Here is a 22576-nt window from a genome sequence, read left to right on the forward strand (position 1 = left end):
ATGCGGCGCCGGACGCGCCTGTCAGTCGTTGCGCGAGCCGAACAGCTGCAGCAGCATCGTGAACAGGTTGATGAAGTCGAGGTAGAGCATCAGCGCGCCGAGAATGGACTTCTTGGCGGCCGTCTCATAACCGTCGGCCTCGTAGTACATCTCCTTGATGCGCTGCGTATCCCAGGCGGTCAGGCCGGAGAACACCAGCACGCCCACGACCGAGATCGCAAGCTGGAACGCGCTCGACTGCAGGAACAGGTTGACCAGCGAGGCGATGACGACGCCGATCAGGCCCATCACGAGGAAGGTGCCGAAAGCCGACAGGTCACGCTTCGTGGTGTAGCCGTAGAGGCTGAGACCGCCGAAAGCCGCCGCCGTGATGAAGAACACCCGGGCGATGGACGCGTGGGTGTATACAAGGAACACCGACGACAGCGACAGGCCCATCAGGCCCGCGAAGGCGTAAAACAGCCCGAGCGCGGTGGACGCCTGCATCCGGTCCATGCGCGCGCCAAGGAAGAAGACAAACGCCAGCGGCGCAAGAATGACCACCCATTTCAGCGGGCTGACGAACAGGCCGTAGCCGATGCTGGTCAGCATCAGCGAACCGGCGCGCGCCACCGCCTGCGACGGGTCGGCCGTCACCGCCAGCATGTAGACGCCAATGGCGACGAGGCCGGTGATGGCGAGACCCACAACCATATGGTTGTAGACCCCAAGCATGTAGGACCGCAGGCCCTGATCGAGCGCTACAGTCCCGGTCTGGGCATACCCCCGGTTAATCTCAGGAGCGCCACGGTTCCAGTTCGACATCAGACCCCTCGAATTCTGCTGTACGGACGCCACCGCCCGCCGGTCCGTCCGTGCGTACCGGCAATACAGGTGGTCGTCCCCGGACGATAATACAAGAGCGGAAGTTAACGTCCATCCAGGAATACTGCCGGCGCGCGCCGGCCCCTTCAGACCGCGCGCAGGCGCCGCGCCGGCGACTGGCCGAGAATGCGCCACGTGCCGGCGAGCCCCAGCACGGTGACGGCGATCACCGCGACGGCGATGACAAGCAGCGGTTCAGGCCAGCCCAGCGTGAACTGCAGGCGCATGGGGCCGGTCACCACGAACCACGCCGCCACGACGCCGGCCAGCAGGCCAAAAACGCTGGTCACCAGCGCGAGCCCGCCATATTCCAGCGCATAAGCCAGAAGCAGCCGCCCACGGGTCGCGCCCAGGGTCTTGAGGATGAGCGCGTCGTAAAGCCGGGCGCGCTGTCCCGCCGCCAGGGCGCCGGCCAGCACCAGCACGCTCGCCGCCAGCGACACCACGCCCGCCCCGCCGATGGCCAGGGAGAGCTTGCCGACGATGTCCTCCACCGCGTCCAGCGCCTCCCTGACCCGCAGGGAGGAGACCATCGGGAAAATGCGGGCGCTTTCGCGCACGATCCGGTCCGCGGTCCCGGACGGCGCGTCCGGCGGCAGGCGCAGCGTGGCCAGGGCGGTATGGGGCGCGCCCCTGAAGGCGTTGGGCGAGAACACCATGACGAAATTGATCCCGAGGGTGCGCCACTCCACGGCGCGCAGGCTGGCCACCCGGGCGCGGATCTCCCGCCCCATGACGTTGATGACGATCTCGCCGCCCACATCGACGCCAAGGCCGCGCGCCACGCGCTGCTCCAGGGAGACCAGCGGCGGCCCCGCATAGTCCGCGGGCCACCACGCGCCGCGAACGATGCGCGCGTTTTCCGGCGGCTTCTCCGAGAAGGTGACGCCGCGGTCGCCGTCCAGCACCCACGCCACGTCCTGGGGAACCTTCAGCTGGTCCGCCGGCCGCCCGTTCACCGAAACGATGCGGCCGCGCATCATCGGCGCCCGCTCGAACGTCGCGCCCGGCGCCAGTTTCTGCACCAGCTCCCGGAACTCCGGAACGCGCGCCGACGGGATGTCGACGAAAAAGAAGTCCGGCGCCGCGCCGGCCGTCGAGCGGGCGAGCTGGTCGCGGATATTGGTCTGCACCAGCGTCAGCGTCACCAGCAGGGTGACGCCAAGACCCACCGAAAGCACCAGCGACGGCGTCAGCGCGCCTTCCCGGTGGACATTGGCCAGCGCCAGCCGCGGCGCGGCCCGGCGCGGACGTGGAAGCCGCCGCGCCAGCGCCATCAGCCCCAGCGCCACCCCCCGCAACAGCAGGAAGGCAAGCAGGGCCCCCACGACGAACGCCGTGGCCAGCCGCCGGTCGAACGACGCGCCGATCGCAATGGCGGCCAGCACGGCGAGGCCGGCGAGCATGGCCGCCAGATACCGCGGCCGCACGCGGCGACGCTCCTCCCCGTCCACGTCGCGAAACAGGGCGGTGGCCGGCACGTCGCGGGCCCGTCCCAGCGGCGCGATGGCGAAGACGAAGGCCGTCACGAGACCGTAAGCGGCGGCAAGGGCCAGCTCCCGCGCCGCAAGGGTCGGGGCCAGGGGCACGGGCAGCAGGTCGCCCGCCAGCCACACGGCCGCGAACGGCGCCATGGCGCCAAGTGCCAGCCCGACGACGACGCCCGCCAGCGCCACCAGCATCACCTGGGCGAGGTAGATGGCGACGACGCGCCCGCCGGACGCGCCTAGGGTTTTCAGCGTGGCGATGCTGCGCCGCTGCCGGTCGATGAAGCCGCGCGTGGCGTTGGCGACGCCGACGCCCCCCACCAGCAGGGCCGTGAGCCCCACCAGCGACAAGAACTGGGCGAAACGCTCGACATTGCGCTCGAACTCCGGCGCAGCCGACTGGCGGGAACGCACCTGCCAGCCTGAGCCGTCCCACTGTTCCCGGATGCGCTGCAAGGTCGCCGCCAGGGCCGCGTCGTCATTGGCGCCGGGCGGCGACAGCACCTGCCACGTCCAGCGCACGAGACTGCCCGGCTGCAGCAGTCCGCTGGCGCGCAACGTGTCCTGGCTCACCATCAGGCGCGGACCGAAGCCGTAGCCGCCGCCCAGCTTGTCCGGCTCCTCCAGCAGCCGGGCGCGCAGCTCGACTTCCGTGTCGCCAATGTGGATGCGGTCACCGGGCCGCACGTCCAGCCGGGCGAACAGCGCGGGCTCCGCCACGGCGCCGCGCACGCCGTTTTTCTCCGCAAGGGCGTCAGCAAGATCGAGCGGCGGCTCGAAGCGCAGCGCGCCCACGAGCGGATAGCCGCCGGTCACGGCCTTCAGCTCGACCATGGCGGCGTCCCCGTCGTCGCCTTTCGGGGCGCGGGCCATGGCGCGCATGCCGGCGACAACCGTTCCGCGGCCAAGCCGCTCCAGCCAGGCGCGTTCGGTCGCATCCGGCTCGCGCTGCACGAAAGTGACGGCGAGATCGCCGCCGAGAATGGCGCGCCCTTCGCGCGCCAGCCCTTCGGTGAGGGCGCGCGACACGCTCGACACCGCGGCGATGGCGGCGACGCCCAGGATGATGCAGCCGAGGAACACGCCGAAACCGCGCAGGCCGCCGCGCAGCTCGCGCAGCGCCAGCCGGATGTTGAGCGCCCACGCGCCCGCGAAGCCCCGCAGCATCATGCCTGTGCGCCCGCCAGCTGCGGCGCCTCGATGCGGCCGGAGCGGATGCGCGTCACCCGGTCGCAGCGCGCCGCCAGGCTGCTGTCATGGGTGACGATCACCAGGGTCGACCCGCGCTCGCGACGCAGCGAAAACAGCAGGTCGATGATGCCCGCGCCGGTGGCTTCGTCGAGATTTCCCGTGGGCTCGTCCGCCACCAGCAGGGGCGGATTGGCGACTATGGCCCGCGCCACCGCCACGCGTTGCTGTTCGCCGCCGGAAAGCTGGGAAGGGTAGTGACCGGCGCGCTGCGCCAGGCCGACGGCGGCCAGCTCGGCCCGCGCCCGGTCGAAGGCGTCGCGCTCGCCTGCCAGCTCCAGCGGCAGCGCCACGTTCTCCAGGGCCGTCATGGTCGGCACGAGGTGGAACGACTGGAACACGACGCCGATGTTGCGGCCCCGGAAGCGGGCCAGCTCATCCTCGGACATGGCGGTGAGGTCTTCGCCCGCCACGCGCACGCGGCCGCTGTCCGGCCGCTCCAGCCCGGCGAGCACCATGAGCAACGTCGACTTGCCTGAACCGGACGGACCGGTCAGAGCCAGGATTTCACCCCGTCGCGCACTGAGAGACACGCCGCGCAGGACATGCACCCGCGCCGCGCCGCGACCGAGGGAAAGATGCACATCCTCCAGCTCGACCGCCATGTCAGCGGATCTGTCCGTCCCGACGCGACCTCCAGGCTGCCCCATTCCCGTGTTCCACTTCCGCCAGCTGCTTCCATCCGCCATGCTGAAGCAGCCGGCGCGATCCTTCCCATATGGGTCGGCGGCCGCGCCGGCGCCAGCCTCGCATGACGGCCCCATTCAGGATACCGGGAGAGAAAAGCGCATGAAGTCCCTGCTGCGCCAGCTCCGGCGCGTGCTCCGGCCGCGGGGCGCCGGCATGTCCTGCGCCGCCGCGCTCGCCTTCAGCCTCATCAGCGCGCCCGCCCCCATGGCCCAGGAAACGCCGCCCGCCACGTCGCAGGCGCCCGCCGCGACCACGCCGGCCGAAAGCGCGGCCGCCGCCCCGGCGCATCCCGGGCGGCAGGCGCAGGAGCTGACCATCGTGGTGCTCGGCGACAGCCTGAGCGCCGGCTACAACATCCCCGGCGACAAGGCGTTTCCGGCGGTGCTGGAGCAGGCGCTGCGCGCCCGCGGTTACAATGTGAAGGTCGTCAACGCCGGGGTCTCCGGCGACACCACCACCGGCGGGCTGGAGCGGCTGGACTGGTCCGTTCCCGACGGCGTTTCCGGCGTCATTCTGGAGCTCGGCGCAAATGACATGCTGCGCGGCGTGGACGTGTCCATTCCCCGAAAGGCGCTGGACGAGATCATCACCCGGCTGAAGGCCCGGAACATCCCGGTGATGCTGGCGGGCATGCGCGCGGCGCCCAACCTCGGCGGACGCTATGCGACGCAGTTCGGGACGATATACGCTGACCTTGCGCAACGGCATCAGCTGCTGCTGTACCCGTTCTTCCTCGAAGGCGTGGCGGGCGAGCGCCGGCTGTTGCTGGACGACGGCATGCATCCCAACCCCGACGGGGTGCAGGTGATGGTGGCCAACATCCTGCCGACGGTCGAAAAGTTCCTGTCAGCCATTCAGGGCCGGTGAGGCGGCGCCATTGCGCCGCCCCCCCTGCGGGTCCAGGATCCGGTCGGGCCCGTTCGCCACGACGCCCCAGCGGAGTTCCAGCCATGCCGCGCCTGTTCATCGGACTCGAGACTCCGGAAGAGCTCGCCGCGCTGCTGTCGCGCGCCCGCGGCGGACTCCATGACGCGCGCTGGATCGAGCCGCAGGACTACCACATCACCCTGCGCTTCATCGGCGACGTGGATCACGTGGTCGCGCGTGAGGTGGCCGGAACCCTTGACGAGGTGCGCCGCGCGCCGGTCACCGTGACGGTTGAGGGGATCGACGCCTTCGGCGGCAAACGGCCGCGGACCATCTTCGCACGGGTCGCGCCGGATCCTGGCCTCGTCGAGCTGCAGGCGGACATTGAGCGGCGGATGCGCAAGGTTGGCCTGCCGGCGGAAACGCGCAAGTTCACGCCGCACATCACCCTGGCGCGGCTACGCAACGGCTCGCCGCTGGACGTGGCCGGCTATCTGGCCGTGCGGGGCGGTTTTCCGCGCTACGTCTACACCGCCCGCCGTTTCGTGCTGTATTCGTCGCGCGATTCCGTCGGCGGCGGGCCTTACGTTGCGGAAGCCGTCTATCCGCTGGACTGAACGGCGTTCTCCTGCCGTTACGGTCCGTCATGCGCCGTCAAGTCCTTGAATTTTTTGCCAGCGGACCCAATTCTGCGCGGAAGCGGCTCTGGCGCGGGATCCTGCAGGGCAGTCCGGCGCGTCGCCGCGCCCCGCCGGCTCCTTCGTTCCCCGAGACGAACGGGCCCGCCGTAACGTCAGGGGAGACACGACGTCGCCATGTCCAGTTTCCTGAACCGGCCGTTCACCCAGGCGGAGATGGAGGCGATCCGTCGCGCCGCCAGCGGGGAGGACGGCGGCGAACACGCCAGTGAAGCGCATGTCCGCCAGAATTTCTGGCGGGCCTTGCGGCGCATCGCCCGCAACACGCCGTTCGCCCACGACCTGGTGGCCGCCTATCACTGCGCCCGCGATCCGCAGACGCCGCTGCGCGTGCGCATGATCCTGTTCGGCGCGCTGGGCTATTTCATCCTGCCGCTGGACGCGGTCTCGGACCTGCTGCCGCTGGTGGGCTTCACCGACGACGCCGCCGTGCTGGCGCTGGCGATCGCGTCCGTGAGCGCGGCCATCCAGCCGAAACACCGGGAGATGGCGGCCCAGACCCTCGCCGGTTCGCCAGCAGACGCCGGCGAACCGCCAGTGATTGACGCACATGAGGCGAGCGACGCCGGCAAATGGCGGCGTGTGTTCGGATTCCGCGGACGGCGCTATTAAATTTTCGTCGTCCGGACGAAACTTCCTAACGCCCTGATAAGGATCTCGCCGTTATCATGGGGCGTTCGCACCAGCATCGCCGGGGCAGGCGCCGCGGCGGTGTCTGCGCCATCCATTTTTCCGATGCCCTTCGGGCTCACACCGCAGGGGACCTGATCATTCGATGATACGTCCGGACCGACTGTTGCGCTGCGCCGCATTTTCCGCCAGCGCGCTGCTCTCCACCCTTCTTGTCACCGGCCTTGCCGCCGACGCCCATGCCCAGGCGCGCAGCAACGCCCAGCCGCGCGGCGCGGCCCAGGCCAGCGCCGCGTCCCCGGGAGGCGGGCAGGCGGTCGGCGCCTACGGCGACTGGGCGGTGTATGTGGCGAAGACCGGCCGGAGCAAGGTGTGCTACGCGCTGGCGCACCCCAAGGCGCGGCTGCCGAAAGGCCTGAACCGGGATCCAGGCTATCTGTTCGTGTCAGCCCGTCCGGCGGAGGGCGTCCGCAATGAAATCGCCTGGGTGCTCGGCTTCAACGCCAAGCCCAACCAGGACGGCGAGGTGGTCATCGACGGCGCCAGCCAGCCGGTGGTGACCCGCGGCTCCGGCGCGTGGCTCAAGGATCCGTCCCAGGAAGGCCAGACCGTCGCGGCCATGGCCCGCGGCTCCAGGCTGGTGATCAAGGTGCAGTCGCAGCGCGGCAACAACACCTCCGACGAATATTCGCTCAAGGGATTCACCCAGGCGATGGAGCGCGTGCGCAAGGAGTGCGCCTCCTGACGTCCCGCCGGCGGCCATTGCCGCACGGCGAACGCCTGTCCGGCCGGGGCCCCGCGCCCCGGCCTTTCCATATGCGCCCCGGCGTGTCCGCAACACGGCGGCGGCCAGGCCGGGCGTCCTGACGCGCAGCCCCTGAACCGGCGCGTCTCTCTTGAAAAGCCTTGCTTCGCCGGCCATCTGCCTGCCCGGAAACATGCCGTGGAGCGTGCGGCGGGAGCCCGCGCCCGCCAGCCGATCCGTCGCGAACATTCGGGGACTGTGCATGACTGTCACAACTGAAAGCCGGACCGTCGGGAAGCGCGCGTTTGAAGCGGACGTCGCGCGCCTTCTCCACATGATGGTGCACTCCGTTTACTCGGACAAAAGCGTCTTCCTGCGCGAGCTGATCTCCAACGCCGCCGACGCCTGCGAGAAACTTCGCTATGAGGCCATCGCCCGGCCGGAGCTGCTCGGCGACGGCCCGGCCCAGATGCGCATCGACATCTGGCTCGATCCGGACACGCGCACGCTGACGGTCGAGGACAACGGCATCGGCATGACCGCCGGCGAAATGGCGGAGGCGCTGGGCACCATCGCCCGCTCCGGCACCCGCGCCTTTCTGGAGCAGCTGAACGGCGGGCGGACCGGCGCGGATAAAGCGGCGGCGGACGCTGCTGACGCAAAGGATGGCGACGGCGAAACCGGCGCGACAAGTGAAGCGCAGCTGATCGGCCAGTTCGGCGTCGGCTTCTATTCCGCCTTCATGGTGGCCGACCAGGTGGACGTCTGCTCCCGCAAGGCCGGAGAGAACGTCGCCGCCCGCTGGTCGTCTGACGGCAAGGGCGAATACACGGTTTCCGAGATCCCGCTGGAGGAGGCGCCCGCCCGCGGCACGCGCGTGACGCTGCGGCTGATGGCGGACGCTGATGAGTGGCTGGACGCCCATAACGTGCGCCGCCACATCGAAAACCAGTCCGGCCATGTGCCGGTGCCGGTCCACCTGCGCTTCCGCCGCAAGGCGGAGGACGCCGCGGAGAAGGACGCCGGGGAGAAAAAGGACGGCGGCGCCGGCGAACAGGTGGACGAGGAGGTCGTGGACGGCAGCGCCCTGTGGACCCGTCCGCGCAGCGAGGTGAAGGAAGAAGAGTACAGGGAGTTCTATCGCACGGTCGGCGGCATGTTCGACGAGCCGGCGCTGACCATCCACTATCGCGCCGAAGGCCGCCACGAGTTCAGCGCCCTGCTGTTCGCGCCCTCCACCCGGCCGTTCGACCTGCTGGACCCGGAGCGCAAGGGCCGGGTGAAGCTCTATGTGAAGCGGGTGTTCATCACTGACGACGCCGGGCTGCTGCCGCGTTATTTCCGCTTCATGCGCGGCGTGGTGGATTCGGCCGACCTGCCGCTCAACATCTCGCGCGAGATGATCCAGAGCAGCCCGGTGCTGCGGGCCATCAGCCAGAACGTCACCAACCGCGTTTTCAGCGAGCTGGAGAAGCTCGCCGAAAACGACGCCGAGGCGTATGGCGCGCTGTGGGACAATTTCGGCGCGGTCATCAAGGAAGGCCTGCACGAGGACTTTGCGCGCCAGGAGCGGCTGCTCGGCCTCGCCCGGTTCCGCACCACCGCCAGCAACGGCGGACTGCGTTCGCTGAAGCAGTATGTCGCCGACATGCGCGAGAACCAGACGGCGATCTACTACCTGACCGGCGACCCCGGCGCGAAGCTGGAGAATTCGCCGCATCTGGAGGGCTTTCGCGCCCGCGGCGTGGAGGTGCTGCTGCTGACCGACCCGGTCGACAGCTTCTGGACCATGGGCGCCCCCGGCTTTGACGGCAAGCCGTTCCGCTCCGTCACCCAGGGCGCGGCCGATCTCGACCTGATTCCGCTGCTCGACGGCGGAACGAAGGCGGCGGGCGAGACCAGCGAAGAGGCCGCGGCGTTCATCCAGATGGTGAAGGAAACGCTGGGCGACGCGGTCACCGACGTGCGGGCTTCGACCCGTCTCACGGACAGTCTCGTCTGCCTCGTCGCCCCGGGCGGGGCCTATGACCGGCATCTGGAGCGGCTGCTTTCCGGCGCCGGCCGGCTGCAACACGCGTCGAAGCCGGTTCTGGAGATCAACGCCGGCCACGAGCTGGTGCCCACCCTGGCCGCGGCCGCCAGGGCCGACGGGTCATTCCGCGCCGACATCGCCCATCTGCTGCTGGACGAGGCCGCGATTGTCGACGGCGGCCAGGTTTCCGATCCGGCGGCCTTCGCCGCGCGCATGACGCGGCTGCTGGCGCGCGCCCTGAAAGCCTCCTGAAGGCCCCTCATCGCGCTGCGGCGGGAGGCCGCCGTTCCGTCGCCCGCGTCCTGGACGCGGGCGTTTTTTCTCCGGGCGCAAGGTCCTGGAGACGCCTACATCTCCACGGCCTGCGGATCGCGCTCGCGCGCCGCCGCCTGCGCCTGGAGGTAATTGGAGGTCGTCTCGTCCACTGGAAAGAAAGTTTCCATCGCCAGCTCGGAAAGCGTGACGTCCAGCGGCGCGCCGAACACTGTGGTGACGCTGATGAAGGAGAGCGCGGTTCCATCGACCGCCAGCTGCAGCGGCGCCACGATGCCGGGCGCGTGGCGGCGCGGCCGCGATGAGACCGGAGCGGGATAGGCCTGCAGTTCGTCATGCAGCGCCGCAAGCCCTGCATCCGCCGACTGGTCGATCTGCCGGCGCAGCCGGTGCAGGATGTGGTCCCGCCACTCGTGATAGTTGAGGATGCGCGGGGCGAGCCCCTCCGGATGCAGCGACAGGCGCAGCACGTTCACCGGCGCCGCAAGCAGGGCGGGCGCGACGCCGGCGAGCAGCGGCGGCACGGCGGCGTTGGCCGTCACCATGTTCCAGTGACGGTCGACCGCCAGCGCCGGCCACGGATCATGGACTTTCAGGATCTGCGCGATGGCGGCGCGGGCCGCGGCGAGATCAGGATCGTCCAGGCTACGCTCGGGAAACATGGGCGCATAGCCGGCCGCCACCAGCAGGGCGTTGCGCTCGCGCAACGGAATGGCCAGCCGCTCCGCCAGCAGCAGCAGCATCTCGCGCGAGGGCTGGGCGCGGCCGGTCTCCACGAAACTCAGATGGCGGGTGGAGATGCCCGCCTCGCACGCCAGATCAAGCTGGCTCATGCGCCGGCGCGCGCGCCATTCCTTCAGTTGCGCGCCCACGCCGCCGGATGTCGCCGCCATGACGCCGCCCTCCCCTGCGAATGTCTGCTCCGGGACAGAACATCACGGCGCCGGCGCCGGCGCCATTACCTCGCAGGTAACGACGCCGCGCCGGAAACGCGCGTCATTGCGCATCCGCGCGGAAGGCGCCGTGGTATTCGTGGTTTGGCCGCATGTCGACGGCCGACGCCATCCGGTTGCTCATGTTGAAGAATGAGGCCACGGCGGCGATGTCCCAGATATCGCGATCAGAAAAGCCCGCCTCGCGCAGGGCCTCGCGATCGGCCTCAACGATCTTGTCCGGCGTTTCGGTGAGTTTGGCGGCGAAATCGAGCATGGCGCGACGGCGCCTGTCCAGGCGGGCGGCGCGATAGTTCATCACCATCAGCTCCCCCAATACCGGGTCGCCGGACAGCTGCCGCACGGCCGCCCCGTGGGCGGTCAGGCAATAGAAGCAGCGGTTGATGCTGGAGACCACCACGGCGATCATCTCCCGCTCGAGCTTCGAGAGGCCCGAGGGCGCCAGCATCAGGTCATTGTAAAAGGTTGAGAACGCCTTCAGCTTGGCGTCGTCAAAGGCATAGGCCTGCAAAACGTTGGGAACGTAGCCCAGCTTTTCCTCACATTTGCGGAAATAGGCCTGCATCTCCGGCGAAAGTTCGCCCGGCGGAAGCTTCAGCGCCATGAGCGCCTCATCCCGCTGGCGCGGCGGCGGCGCCGCGGCCGCAACCGCCTCGCCGTGCGCCTTTTTCACGTTCTTTTCCGCCTTTTTGCCGCCGCCCATGGCTTTTCCTCCATCCAAACCGGTCGCGCGCGCCGGCGCGACCGCGCCCCGCGCCAACAGTGAGCGCAACGGCGCCTGGATGCAACGCCCGTCAGCCGGACGCGCGGCGGGCGCAGTCAGCCCTTGAGCTGCAGGGGAAGGCCGGCGGCCATGAACAGCACCCGGCCGGCGACCGCGGCGACCGCCTGGTTCAGGCGCCCGGCCTCGTCACGGAAGCGCCGCGCCAGTGCATTGTCCGGCACGATGCCGAGACCGACCTCATTCGCCACCACGAACCAGGGCCCCCTCGGGCGGGCAAGCGCGCCGACGAGGCGGGCGGTTTCGGCGGAGAGGTCGGCGTCCGCCAGCAGCAGGTTGGTCAGCCACAGGGTGAGACAGTCGACCAGCGCCGGCTGTCCGTCGGGGATGTCCGCCAGCGCGGTCACAAGGTCGCGCGGCGCCTCGACAGTGCGCCAGCCGGCGCGCCGGCGCTGGCGGTGATGGGCGATGCGCTCGCGCATCTCTGCGTCGCCCGCCTGCGCCGTCGCCACATAGACCCAGGGCGGCGGCAGCGCTTCGACAAGCGCCTCGGCGTGGCGGCTCTTGCCGGAGCGCGCGCCGCCGAGAACGAAGGTAAGCATGGGCCCGGTCCCAGTCATGGCCGACGCCCCGCGCCGGGCCCTGCGCCGTCAGTGACGGAAATGACGATGGCCGGTGAAGACCATCGCCAGGCCCGCCTCGTCGGCGGCCCGGATCACCTCGTCGTCGCGCATGGAGCCGCCGGGCTGGATCACCGCGGTGGCGCCTGCCTCCGCCGCCGCCAGCAGGCCGTCGGGGAAGGGGAAGAACGCATCGGAGGCGACCACCGATCCCACCGCCAGGCTCTCGGGCAGACCGGCGAGTTTCGCGGCCTCGGCGGCCTTCCAGGCGGCGATGCGCGAGGAATCGACGCGGCTCATCTGGCCGGCGCCGATGCCCACCGTGGCGCCGTCCCTGGCGTAGACGATGGCGTTGGACTTCACGTGCTTGGCGACGCGGAAGGCGAAGCGCATGTCAGCCAGCTCGCGCGCTGTGGGCTGGCGTTTGGTGACCACGCGCAGGTCCATGTCGTCGACCACGGCGTTGTCGCGGCCCTGGACGAGGAAACCGCCGGCGACGGTGCGCACGGCGAGGCCGGGCGCGCGCGGATCCGGCAGGCCGCCGGTGAGCAGCAGCCGCAGGTTTTTCTTGGCGCCGACGATGGCGATCGCCTCCTCGCTGGCGTCCGGAGCAATGATCACCTCCGTGAAAATCTCCACGATCTTGCGCGCGGCTTCGGCGTCCAGCGGCCGGTTAAGGGCCACGATGCCGCCGAAGGCCGAGACGGGGTCGCAGCGCAGCGCCCTCTCATAGGCCTCGAGCAGCGTGGCGCCTTCGGCGACGCCGCAGGGGTTGGCGTGCTTGATGATGGCCACCGCCGCGGTGCGGGCGGAATCAAATTCGGCCACGCATTCGAAGGCGGCGTCGGTGTCGTTGATGTTGTTGTAAGAGAGCTGCTTGCCCTGCAGCTGGCGCGCCGTGGCGACGCCAAAGCGCCGCTCGGGACCGCGATAGAAAGCGGCGACCTGGTGCGGATTTTCGCCATAGCGCATGGCCTCCGCCAGCTCGCCGCCGATGGCGCGGAACGCCGGGCTGTTCTCGCCAATCTGGCCGGCGAGCCAGTTGGAGATGGCGGCGTCATAGGCGGCGGTGCGGGCATAGGCCTTCTGGGCCAGCCGCCGGCGCAGGGCGAGGGTGGTGGCGCCGTCATTGGCCGCCAGGTCGTCGAGCACCGTCTGGTAGTCGGCGATGTCGACCACCACCGCCACATCGCCATGGTTCTTGGCCGCGGCGCGGATCATGGCCGGACCGCCAATGTCGATGTTCTCGATGCAGTCGTCGTAACCGGCGCCGGACGCGACGGTGGCCTCAAACGGATACAGGTTGACGACGAGCAGGTCGATGGGACCGATGCCGTTGGCCAGCATCGCCGCCTGATGCTCCGGATTGTTCCGGATGGCGAGCAGGCCGCCGTGCACCGCCGGGTGCAGGGTCTTGACGCGGCCGTCCATCATTTCCGGGAAGCCGGTGACTTCGGAAACGTCGGTCACGGGCAGGCCGGCGTCAGCGATGGCCTTGCGGGTGCCGCCGGTGGAGATCAGCACGATGTCGCGCGCCACCAGCGCACGGGCGAAGTCGATAAGGCCGGTCTTGTCCGACACGGAGAGAAGTGCGCGGGTCACGCGACGCAGTTCGTTCGACATGTAAGTTCCGTGTGTTGTCCAACGCCATCAGGCCGCGACGTCGAAGGCGGTCGAAAGCATGCTGCGGCGAAGCGGACGCCGGCGCGCGGCTCCGCCAAAGGGCGCGCGATAGCACGGATGCGGCCCTGATCCAACAATGGCCAGCGCATGGCTCCCAGGCCGGCCGGGCCGTCATTCCGCCGGCAGATCCTCCATGACGTCGGGCCGCTCCCAGGCGACGCGCGTGAAACGCCATGAAATCTCGGTGAAGGCGACGTTCTCCGGCACGAGCATGTCGATGACCAGCTGGCGCGAGGGACGCGGGCCGCCCGGCGCCGCGAACCACACGCTCTCGTCAATATGCGTCACATGGCCCGGCGCTTCAAAGCGCCAGTGCTGCCCGTCCGGCGTGACCAGGCTGACCGCCTGGCCATCCGGATCGGGCGTCGCCTGTACGGAGGGGTGGAGATGAAAGCGTATGACGGCGGACACCTCGCCGCCGCCGGAACGCTCCAGCCGGTCGACGCCGTGAAGCCCGTCGCCCGCCGCGGGCAGCCAGAAACGCCGCTCATGAATGACGCCGTAGCGGGACAGGTAGCCGTCATGGCTGGCCGCGAGGCGGAAGCCTGCGGCGTCGCCGGAACGCTCGGCCCGCACCTGCGTCGGCCCGCAGAGCACCAGCGGCCCGACCAGCCGCTCAATCGCCGCCGCCAGCCAGTCGCCCTGAGGCGCTCCGGCGAAGCGGCAGGACGAGCTGTCGGCGACCGTGACGGTTGAATGCGCCGCGGTGGAGCGCGCCGCCAGCCGCGCCGCCGGCGCATCCACGGGACTGGCGCCGCAATTGACCACCAGCGCCGAGCCGGCGCAGGAAAATTCGAACGACAGGCAGCCGGCGTGCGCCTCGGCGGAGAAGGGTCGCGGCGGCGGCGCGCCGACGTCGGCGATCAGCAGCGCCCGCCCCGCGGCGACGCGCTCATAGCCGCTCCACGGCGCATGCGTCATGGGGCGGGCATGCGTATCGTCATAGGCGAGGATGGTGGCCAGCAGGTCCGGCTCCGACGCTCCCATGCCATTAAACAGGGCGATCGAGCCATCGTCGTGACGGAACAGGCGCAGCATCGGCATCATGCGATCGATGGCGGTGATCAGCGCCATCGGCGGCTCCAGACCGCGCGCCGTGTAGGTCTGCCGCAGCGGCAGGAGGTCCGCCAGCAGTTCGATCAGCCGGCGGGGATTGCGGCTGACGTGCCCGCCATCCTGCAGCACGTGCCGGTTGAGCAGGGCGGAGAGGGCGGCGTCGGAACGGGCCTGGGCGCGCGGCGGCGCGCCGAGGCACAGGCCGGCGAAACACTGGGCGATGGCGATGAGCAGCCGGTCGTCCGCCGTCACGTCGGGGCCGGCGGCGGCGCGCAACTGGGCGACGGAGCGGCCAATGGTCCGCATGAAGCGGCTGTAGAAATTCTGGTCCGCGCCTTCCAGCAAAAGCGGCGTCTGGGACAGGAAGGAGATCAGCCGCCGGGCCGCCACCCGCGGCGCGGCGCCGGCGCCGCGCCGGTCGCCGTCATGTTCAAGGAAGTCCTCAACGAGGCTGCGGGCATGGGCGCGGGCGATGTCCGTGTTCGCCGCCCGCAGGTGCCGCAACCAGGAGAAGCCGCACAGCTCCTCGTCCCAGGCCTGGCTGGGCGGCGTCACGGCGAACGGCGATTCGCCGCGCGTTTCGACCACCCGTCCGGCGAAGGCGAAGAATCCGGCGTAATAGTCGGCGGCGAGCGTCGGGTCGGCGGTGCGCAGGTCCTGCGGCGCCACCAGCAGCTGTTCCGGCGCGCGCACCGGCGCGGGAAACAGCCGCAGAACCAGCGCCCGGGCCAGCGAGAGCGCGCAGCGCAATCCCTCGCGCGCCAGCAGCGCATAAAGCCGCATTCTTTCGCCCTTGCCCCCCACGCGTCACGTCCCTTCCGGTCCTGCCGCTGGCCCCAGAATTGCCCACGATGGTGAGACCACAATACAGCGCCCGCGCCAATCGCCAATCGCGCCGGACGCCCGGCGGCCTCATTACGGACAGCAGCCGCGGCCGGCGCATCGCGACGCCTGGCCACAGGCGCCGGCGACCGAGGTAGCGACCGTCAGGGCGCCAGCACAAGTCTGGCGGCGAAAAATCCGTCGAGACCCGCCAGTCGCGGCTCCGGATGTGGAAGCATCGACGGCAGGGTGCGAATGTCCCCGAGCGCGGTGATCGCCTGCGGCAGCCCCGGCAGCTCGTCCGCCGTCACCGGCAGCCGCTGCACGCGGGGATTGCGCGCCAGCAGGCCGCGGATCTGCTCCTCGCCCTCCTCCGGCTCCAGCGAACAGGTGGAATAGACCAGCCGGCCGCCAGGCTTCAGCAGCGCCACGGCGACGTCCAGCAGTCTGGCCTGCAGGGCGGCGACCGGTTCGATGTCGGCGGGGCGCTTGGTCCACGCCACATCGGGATGGCGACGGATGGTGCCGGTGGCCGTGCAGGGCGCGTCCAGCAACACGGCGTCAAACGGCGCGCCGGGGATGGCCGCCGTTTCCGCTTCCGTGAGATCCAGAACATGCATGGCGGGGCTGAAGCCGAGCCGGCGCATGTTTTCGGCGAGCCGCTGCATGCGCCCGGCCGAGCGGTCGAACGCCTGAACCTCGCCGCCTGCGGTCAGGAGCTGCGCGGTCTTGCCGCCGGGGGCGGCGCACAGGTCGGCCACCCTTTCCCCCGGGCGCACGCCGAGCAGCAACGCCGGCAGCGCCGCGGCGGCGTCCTGCACCCACCACATCCCCTCGGCATAGCCGGGCAATTCGTCGACATTCCGCAGGGTGCGCAGCCGGACGGTGCGCGTGACGGCGCCGGCGGGCGCCAGATCGAGCGTCACGCCGTCCAGCCGCGCCGCCCATTCACCGGCGTCGCCGCGCACGGTCACGTCCAGCGAGGGCTCAAGTCGCAGCGCGCCGGCGATGGCCCGCGCCGTATCCTCGCCCCAGGCGGCGCGCCAGCGGGCGGCCAGCCAGTCCGGCGTATCGACCTCAAGCGGATCGTACGACGCCGCCTCCTCCCTGCGCGCGGCGACCTTGCGCAGCACGGCGTTCGCCAGCCCGGCGAACGGCGCGGCGTTACGGTCGAGACGGGCGAGGGTGACGGCGCTGTCGACCGCCGCATGATCTGGCGCCTCCATGAACAGGATCTGCGCCGCGGCCGTGACCATCACCGCCTCCAGCGAACCGCACTTGCGCGGGAAGCCCCTGTCCATCAGCGCGCCGAGCACACGGCGGACAGACCCGAGCCGCCGGAGCGTCGTGGTCACGATGGCGCGGGCGAAAGCGCGGTCGCGGCTGTCCAGCCCGGCGGCGGCCGCGTCGAACGCCTGCTCCAGCGTTACGCCACGGGCGGACGGATCAAGCAGCTGCCTGACAGTCGCGGCGGCCGCCCTGCGGGACGCAAGGCCGGGCGCGGACGCGGGCCGGCCGGCGCGGCGCGGCGCGCGCCCGGCGGCGGCGCGCGCATGCGGCCTCAACCCCACGGTCCGCTCCTGCGCGCCCACGGATTGGCCGACGCGCCGCTCCGGAAACCGCCCGCCGCCGGAGCGCCCATGCTCCAGCTCCTGCCCCACGCTCTGGCCAGTTTCTGCAATTCGTTGATCCTGTTTGCCGTTGACGGGTGGGTGGAGAACAGGTTGTCCATGCCGCGTCCCGAAAGCGGGTTGATGATGAACAGCGGCGCAGTGGCGGGATGCGCCTCCGCGCGCTCGTCGACGACGGCGTGGACGCCCTGCTCAATACGCCCGAGCGCGGACGCGAGCCATACTGGCTCCCCGCATATCTCGGCGCCCAGCCTGTCCGCTTCATACTCGCGCGAACGGCTCACCGCCATCTGGATAATCATGGCGGCGAGCGGCGCCAGAATGGCCATGACCAGACCCGCGATGGGGCCGGGCCCGTTCCCGTTGTTGTCCTGACGGTGCGCGGCGAACAGGAAGCCGAACTGGGCGATGGATGAAATGGCGCCGGCGATGGTGGCCGCCACCGTCATGATGAGAGTGTCGCGATTGCGGATATGGGCGAGCTCATGGGCGATGACGCCGGCCAGCTCCTCGCGCGAGAGCGCATGCATGAGGCCGGTCGTCACCGCGACGGCGCCGTTCTCCGGACTGCGCCCGGTGGCGAAAGCATTCGGCTGCGGACTGTCGATGACATACACCCGCGGCGGAGGAATGCTGGCCCGGCGGGCCAGTTCATGCGTCATCCGCACCAGCTCCGGCGCCGTCTGCGCCGTGACCTCGCGGGCGTCATACGCGGCCAGCGCCAGCCGGTCAGAGTTCCAGTAGGTGAACAGGTTCATGGCGATGGCCACGGCGAGCGCGACCATCATTCCCGTTGGCCCGCCCAGCAGATAGCCGACCACACCAAAAAGCGCGGTGAGCGCCGCCAGCAACAGCGCGGTTTTGGCGAAGTTCATGCAGTTTCTCCCTGGAGACTCCGTCTCCAATGTGGGAAGCGCCATATCACTGCGGCAAGGCCTCCGGCGCCGGAAAGGCCCCTTTCACGACGCAGCGGACGCAAACCGCCTTTTTCGCGGCCCAAATGTGGGATACCAGCGCCCTGTCAGCAGGAGAGACCGACGTCATGACCGATACGCCCCCTTCCGACGCCTCCGGGAACGCTCCGGCTCCGGAAGCGGCCACGCCGCGCAAGCCGCTGTCTCCCTCCGCCCAGCGGGCGCTGGCGGAAGCGCAGGCCAGACGGGCGGCGATGGAGCAGCGCGCCCGTGAACTCGCCAGCAGGGTTGAGCTCGGCGGGCGCGGCGGGCCAGATCCCGTCCGCTACAACGACTGGGAGAACAACGGCATCGCCTCTGACTTCTGAGTCGTCAAGCCGCACTGCCGTCGTCCGGCGGTTCCGGCCCCCCTCACGCCAAGGAGCGACCTGACGTGCCTGCCCCTGCCCGCCCCATCTCGCCTCTGGTGAAATTTGTTCTTGAGCTCGGGCCGCTTGGCGCGTTTTTCCTCGCCAACGCGCGCCCCCAGCTTTTCGCGCCGCTGCCTGGCGCAGCCGCGCCGGCCCTGGCGCCGCAACAGGCGGGCATTTTCGTCGCCACGGCCGTGTTCATGGCGGCGACCGTCGCCGCGCTGGCGATACACTACGCCCTGGTGCGCAAACTGCCGCTGATGCCGCTGGTCTCCGCCGTGGTGGTGCTGGTGTTCGGCGGACTGACCCTGGCGCTGCGCGACGACCACTTCATCAAGCTGAAGCCGACCATCGTGAACGGCCTGTTCGGCGTGACGCTGCTGGGCGGGCTGGCCTGCGGCCGGTCGCTGCTGCACGTGGCGCTGGACACGATGATCCGCATGACCGACGAGGGCTGGCGCAGGCTCACCCTGCGCTGGGGCGTGTTTTTCCTCGTGCTCGCGCTTCTGAACGAGATTGTCTGGCGCAACTTCTCTACTGACGCCTGGGTGAATTTCAAGGTGTTCGGCATCATGCCGCTCACCCTGCTGTTCGCTCTCGCCCAGACGCCGCTCCTGATCCGTTACGCCCTCCCGGAAGGTGAGAGCGAACCGCAGAAAGACAGCGGCTCGCTCATTGAGTGACCGGCGCCGGGCCGACGATCCGGTCAGCCACGGCAGGCGCGTAGACCGGCACCGGCTCGGTGCGGCCGCGCAGCAGCTGCGTGCCGACGAACCGGTATTCCGCCGCCGACTCTTCGCCGGCCAGACCGGCGGCGGCGAGCGCGTCGCCGGAAACCAGCATGGGCGTGCCGGCGGTCTTGGTCATCTGCTCGAGACGGGCGGCGACATTGACGGCGTCGCCCAGCACCGTGAATTCCAGCCGGTCGTCGTTGCCGACGGCGCCGACGAAAGCCTCGCCGTAGTGAACGCCGACGCCGACGCGCACCGGCGGGGCTCCCTGCGCCTCGCGCCGACGCGACCATTCATGGATGGCGAGCAGGATCTCCTTGCCGCACTCGACAATCCGCCTGGCGTCGTCGGGACGCGTTTCAAGGATGCCTGAGACCAGCAGGGCTCCGTCGCCGATGAACTTGTCGATGATGACGTCGTGCTTCTGGGCGATTCGCGTCAGGCGCTCCCGGAAGTCATTGATCATCACGCTCAGGGTCGGCGCGTCGAGGCTTTCCTCCATGGCGGTGGAGTTGCGGATGTCGACGAACATCAGGCCGACGTTGCGACGGCTGCCTTTTTTCAGCTCGTCCATGCTGCTGGTGGCGAGGATGTGCGACAGCTCCGACGGCAGGTAACGGCCAAGGTTCAGGCGTCGCCGGGTTTCATCGACGGCGCGCAGCAGCTGGTTGCGGCCGCGCACCGCAGCCACCCAGGTGACGCCGCCCATGCCGGCGAGAATCAGCAGACGCGTGGCGTTGGCGTTTTCGCCGAACATGGCCGCCAGCGGCCCGACGATTTTCTTGCGCTCCTCATAGGTCAGGTGGCCGTTGCCCAGCGCAATCAGCAGGACGCCGGCGAGGATCAGCAGCGCGCAGTACGCCTGCACCTCCGGCCGCATGCGCACGGTCGAGGTCATGAGCACCAGCGGGATGGCGGCGGCCGCCGGATAGGCGCTGATGAAATCGCCGCTCAGCGGCGTGAAGGCGGCGGTGATGGCGAGATTGGCGAGCACCACCACGGTATCCAGCGTGACGGTGAGGTAAGTCATCCACGCCCGCCACATGCCGCTCCACACCAGCGCAAGGGCCGCCACGCCGGAGAGGAACAGCAGCGCCAGCGTCGCCTCCGCCGTACGCAGCATGGCGGCGGATGACTGCGCGGTGAAATCCTCGGGATCGGCGAGGAGCCGGATCAGCAGGTACAGCAGCGTGGCGGTGGCGATGCGCACATAGCTGACCTGACGCTCGGCGTCGAGATCAGCCTGCCGGAGCAGCTCCCGCCCTTCAGAATGCGCCAGTCTCGCCATGCCCTGCCCCACCCCGTCATTTCCGCGGCGTTGCGGCCTCCTGCAGCGCCCTGCCGAAGGAGCCGGCGAGCGCCTCCGCGGTCAGCGGCCCGACGTGGCGATGACGCACCACCCCGGCGCTGTCGACGATGAACGTCTCCGGTACGCCGTACACGCCCCATTCAATGGCCGCCGCCCCCTGCCGGTCGACGCCGATGGCGACGAAAGGGTCCCCCAGCTGGCCAAGAAACCGGCGCGCGTTCTCCGCCGCGTCCTTGTAGTTCACCCCGACGACCTGAACGTCCCCCCGCCGCGCCAGCTCCATCAGCAGCGGATGCTCCAGGCGGCATGGCGCGCACCACGACGCCCAGAAATTTATCACCGAAACCTTGCCATCGCGGAGCAGCGCCGCACTGGGCGCGGGCCGCAGCGGCCGGCCGTCCGCCTCGAGAGGCGGCAGCTGAAGCGCCGGCGCCGGCCTGCCGACAAGGGCGGACGGAACCACCGACGGATCCCGCCCGGACAGCAGCCGCAGGCCGAGAAACACGGCGAGACACAGGAAGGCGACAAGAGGAATGAACAGCAGGGCGCGCCCGCCGCCGCGCCGGCCGGCTTCACCGCTCATGTCCCGCTCTCCGTGCCGGCGCGCGCAAGGCCCGCCCGCGCGATCTGCTCCTCCAGCGCGGCGGCCTCGCGGCGCACGGCCCGCGCGGATATCGCCAGCCACAGCGTGAGGCCGCCCAGCGCCAGAAACGCCGCCCCGTAGGCTGCGGCCACATAGCCGAGATATGGATCTGTTCCCCCCGCCATCAGCGTCCTCCCGCCGCCGCATTCCGCCGGGCGAGCCGGTCGAGCAGCATGATGCGCCGCGCACGCACGCGTCGCGCCAGAATCTCGGTGCGCATGGCCGCCATGTGCATGGCCAGCATCACCACTGTCAGCGAGACCGCCATCGCCAGCAGCGGCCAGAGCATCGCCGGATGCAGCGCCGGGCCATCGAGCCGCAGCACGGAGGCGGGCTGGTGCAACGTATTCCACCAGTCCACCGAGAACTTGATGACCGGCACGTTGACGAAGCCCACGAGCGTGAGCACAGCCGCCGCCCGCGCCGCGCGCGCCGGATCTTCAATCGCCCGCCACAGGGCGAGAATGCCGCAATACATCAGAAACAGCACCAGCACCGAGGTGAGGCGCGCGTCCCACACCCACCATGTCCCCCACATCGGCTTGCCCCAGATTGAGCCGGTGACAAGGCACAGCAGCGTGAAAACCATGCCGATGGGCGCGGCCGCCTTCTGCGACACGTCGGCCAGGGGATGGCGCCACACGAGCGTGCCGAGGGCGGAGGCGGACATCAGCACGTAGATGAACAGGGAAAGCCACGCCGCCGGAACGTGGACGAACATGATGCGCACCGTCTCGCCCTGCTGGTAATCGGCCGGAGCGCGAAACGCCAGCCACAGCGAAGCGGCGAGCATGGCCGCGCCGGCGCCGGCCAGCCAGGGCAGCGCCCTGCCGCTCCAGCGCATGAAAATGGCGGGATTGGCGAATCCCATGATGTCCATTGACTGTCGCCCGTTCGTTTGCGGATCGCCGGCGAGAGAAGCCGTCAAGAAAAAACCCGGCCTCGGCGGCCGGGTTCATGTATACCGGATCGGCGAGAAAATCCCGGATCCGGCCTGCGTCAAAACGGTCGTTCCGCCCAACGGTCAGCTGTTCAGTAAACCCCGGACTTCCTGCAGCTGGCCAAGGCGCTCCAGCGCGATGCGGCGCTGGTCGTCGTCGGTGGCGGCGTCAACGGCCTTCTCGGCCTCCTTGATCACCACGTCGATCAGTTCGTCGGTAAGCTCCTCAACCGGCACTGCCTGCTCGGCGAGAATGGTGAGCCCTTCCGGACGAACGTCGGCGAAGCCGCCGCGAACGAAAATGGCCTGCGCCTTGCCAGGAGTCTCGACAGTGATGACGCCCGGCTTCAGAACGGCCATCAGCGGAGCATGTTTCGCCAGCACGGTGATGTCGCCGTTGACCGACGGCACGATCACCGCCTCGACCTCGCCCGAGAACAGCAGGCGCTCCGGGGCGACCAGTTCAAAGTGGAAATTTTCCGCCATGGGGCGCTGCTCCAAAATGGCTTCTGGCGTGTCCCGCCAGACGATACAGCAAGTGAGAAGCGTCTCAGCGGGCCACGCGCCGCCCGCAGGACGGGAGGCCCCGCGCGGTCGCGGGGCCCGTCA

General features: G+C 69.8%; 22 protein-coding genes. 7 read left to right on the forward strand and 15 right to left on the reverse strand.

Features of this window, described 5'->3' with window-relative positions:
- Window positions 1-21: 21 nt before the first annotated feature.
- The 3 genes from ACFFJB_RS12405 to ACFFJB_RS12415 all read right to left on the reverse strand — a co-directional run bounded on the left by ACFFJB_RS12405 (window position 22) and on the right by ACFFJB_RS12415 (window position 4204).
- A complete protein-coding gene (locus ACFFJB_RS12405; protein ID WP_376831647.1) occupies window positions 22-804 on the reverse strand; it encodes a Bax inhibitor-1/YccA family protein in 783 nt (260 codons plus the stop codon).
- A gap of 146 nt (window positions 805-950) precedes the next feature.
- A complete protein-coding gene (locus ACFFJB_RS12410) occupies window positions 951-3521 on the reverse strand; it encodes an ABC transporter permease (protein ID WP_376831648.1) in 2571 nt (856 codons plus the stop codon).
- On the reverse strand, window positions 3518-4204 hold the full coding sequence (locus tag ACFFJB_RS12415; RefSeq protein WP_376831649.1) for an ABC transporter ATP-binding protein: 687 nt from the start codon (window positions 4202-4204) through the stop codon (window positions 3518-3520). The genes ACFFJB_RS12410 and ACFFJB_RS12415 overlap by 4 nt, the downstream gene beginning before the upstream one ends.
- 289 nt (window positions 4205-4493) lie before the next feature.
- Between ACFFJB_RS12415 and ACFFJB_RS12420 the strand changes: the two genes are divergently transcribed.
- The 5 genes from ACFFJB_RS12420 (at window position 4494) to htpG (ending at window position 9513) form a co-directional block, all read left to right on the forward strand.
- The gene (locus ACFFJB_RS12420) at window positions 4494-5156 is read left to right on the forward strand and encodes an arylesterase (RefSeq protein ID WP_376832690.1); all 663 of its coding nucleotides are present in this window, start codon (window positions 4494-4496) and stop codon (window positions 5154-5156) included.
- An 83-nt stretch (window positions 5157-5239) separates the two neighbouring features.
- Entirely contained in the window at window positions 5240-5773 is a 534-nt protein-coding gene (gene thpR / locus ACFFJB_RS12425) for an RNA 2',3'-cyclic phosphodiesterase (protein ID WP_376831650.1), read from the forward strand.
- Between the two features lie 198 nt (window positions 5774-5971).
- Complete coding sequence (locus ACFFJB_RS12430) at window positions 5972-6466, forward strand: YkvA family protein (RefSeq protein WP_376831651.1); 495 nt, start codon at window positions 5972-5974, stop codon at window positions 6464-6466.
- A gap of 184 nt (window positions 6467-6650) precedes the next feature.
- On the forward strand, window positions 6651-7229 hold the full coding sequence (locus ACFFJB_RS12435) for an invasion associated locus B family protein (protein WP_376831652.1): 579 nt from the start codon (window positions 6651-6653) through the stop codon (window positions 7227-7229).
- A 262-nt stretch (window positions 7230-7491) separates the two neighbouring features.
- On the forward strand, window positions 7492-9513 hold the full coding sequence (gene htpG / locus ACFFJB_RS12440) for a molecular chaperone HtpG (RefSeq protein WP_376831653.1): 2022 nt from the start codon (window positions 7492-7494) through the stop codon (window positions 9511-9513).
- A gap of 95 nt (window positions 9514-9608) precedes the next feature.
- On the opposite strand, the gene ACFFJB_RS12445 is transcribed toward htpG, so the two are convergent.
- The 7 genes from ACFFJB_RS12445 to htpX all read right to left on the reverse strand — a co-directional run bounded on the left by ACFFJB_RS12445 (window position 9609) and on the right by htpX (window position 17895).
- Window positions 9609-10427, reverse strand: coding sequence for a helix-turn-helix domain-containing protein (locus ACFFJB_RS12445; RefSeq protein ID WP_376831654.1), 819 nt, complete (start codon window positions 10425-10427; stop codon window positions 9609-9611).
- 103 nt (window positions 10428-10530) lie between these two features.
- Window positions 10531-11091, reverse strand: a complete 561-nt coding sequence (locus ACFFJB_RS12450) for a peroxidase-related enzyme (protein ID WP_376832692.1) — start codon at window positions 11089-11091, stop codon at window positions 10531-10533.
- A gap of 215 nt (window positions 11092-11306) precedes the next feature.
- The gene (gene cobU, locus ACFFJB_RS12455; protein ID WP_376831655.1) at window positions 11307-11810 is read right to left on the reverse strand and encodes a bifunctional adenosylcobinamide kinase/adenosylcobinamide-phosphate guanylyltransferase; all 504 of its coding nucleotides are present in this window, start codon (window positions 11808-11810) and stop codon (window positions 11307-11309) included.
- 48 nt (window positions 11811-11858) lie between these two features.
- Window positions 11859-13451: a bifunctional phosphoribosylaminoimidazolecarboxamide formyltransferase/IMP cyclohydrolase gene (gene purH / locus ACFFJB_RS12460; RefSeq protein WP_376831656.1), complete on the reverse strand. Its 1593-nt coding sequence runs from the start codon at window positions 13449-13451 to the stop codon at window positions 11859-11861.
- A 171-nt stretch (window positions 13452-13622) separates the two neighbouring features.
- The gene (locus ACFFJB_RS12465; RefSeq protein WP_376831657.1) at window positions 13623-15350 is read right to left on the reverse strand and encodes a heparinase II/III family protein; all 1728 of its coding nucleotides are present in this window, start codon (window positions 15348-15350) and stop codon (window positions 13623-13625) included.
- Between the two features lie 203 nt (window positions 15351-15553).
- Entirely contained in the window at window positions 15554-16960 is a 1407-nt protein-coding gene (locus tag ACFFJB_RS12470) for an RsmB/NOP family class I SAM-dependent RNA methyltransferase (RefSeq protein ID WP_376831658.1), read from the reverse strand.
- Window positions 16951-17895 (reverse strand): zinc metalloprotease HtpX, encoded by a 945-nt coding sequence (gene htpX / locus ACFFJB_RS12475; protein ID WP_376831659.1) that lies wholly within the window; start codon window positions 17893-17895, stop codon window positions 16951-16953. The genes ACFFJB_RS12470 and htpX overlap by 10 nt, the downstream gene beginning before the upstream one ends.
- 167 nt (window positions 17896-18062) lie before the next feature.
- Between htpX and ACFFJB_RS12480 the strand changes: the two genes are divergently transcribed.
- Both ACFFJB_RS12480 and ACFFJB_RS12485 read left to right on the forward strand, forming a co-directional pair.
- Window positions 18063-18302, forward strand: coding sequence for a DUF1674 domain-containing protein (locus ACFFJB_RS12480; protein ID WP_376831660.1), 240 nt, complete (start codon window positions 18063-18065; stop codon window positions 18300-18302).
- 65 nt (window positions 18303-18367) lie between these two features.
- Window positions 18368-19027, forward strand: a complete 660-nt coding sequence (locus tag ACFFJB_RS12485; RefSeq protein ID WP_376831661.1) for a septation protein A — start codon at window positions 18368-18370, stop codon at window positions 19025-19027.
- Here ACFFJB_RS12485 and ACFFJB_RS12490 read toward each other — a convergent pair.
- From ACFFJB_RS12490 to ACFFJB_RS12510, 5 genes are all read right to left on the reverse strand, one after another.
- Window positions 19017-20363 carry an adenylate/guanylate cyclase domain-containing protein gene (locus ACFFJB_RS12490; protein WP_376831662.1) on the reverse strand — a complete coding sequence of 449 codons (1347 nt, stop codon included), beginning with the start codon at window positions 20361-20363 and terminating at the stop codon, window positions 19017-19019. The genes ACFFJB_RS12485 and ACFFJB_RS12490 overlap by 11 nt on opposite strands.
- Before the next feature lie 16 nt (window positions 20364-20379).
- Window positions 20380-20967: a DsbE family thiol:disulfide interchange protein gene (locus ACFFJB_RS12495; RefSeq protein WP_376831663.1), complete on the reverse strand. Its 588-nt coding sequence runs from the start codon at window positions 20965-20967 to the stop codon at window positions 20380-20382.
- Window positions 20964-21152 carry a heme exporter protein CcmD gene (gene ccmD, locus ACFFJB_RS12500; RefSeq protein WP_376831664.1) on the reverse strand — a complete coding sequence of 63 codons (189 nt, stop codon included), beginning with the start codon at window positions 21150-21152 and terminating at the stop codon, window positions 20964-20966. The genes ACFFJB_RS12495 and ccmD overlap by 4 nt, the downstream gene beginning before the upstream one ends.
- The gene (locus ACFFJB_RS12505; RefSeq protein WP_376831665.1) at window positions 21152-21907 is read right to left on the reverse strand and encodes a heme ABC transporter permease; all 756 of its coding nucleotides are present in this window, start codon (window positions 21905-21907) and stop codon (window positions 21152-21154) included. Before ACFFJB_RS12505 ends, ccmD begins: the two co-directional genes overlap by 1 nt.
- A 144-nt stretch (window positions 21908-22051) precedes the next feature.
- A complete protein-coding gene (locus tag ACFFJB_RS12510) occupies window positions 22052-22453 on the reverse strand; it encodes a F0F1 ATP synthase subunit epsilon (RefSeq protein WP_376831666.1) in 402 nt (133 codons plus the stop codon).
- Window positions 22454-22576 lie beyond the last annotated feature (123 nt).

The sequence above is a fragment of the Camelimonas abortus genome, assembly GCF_042432745.1.
In the GTDB taxonomy this organism is placed as follows: domain Bacteria; phylum Pseudomonadota; class Alphaproteobacteria; order Rhizobiales; family Beijerinckiaceae; genus Camelimonas; species Camelimonas abortus.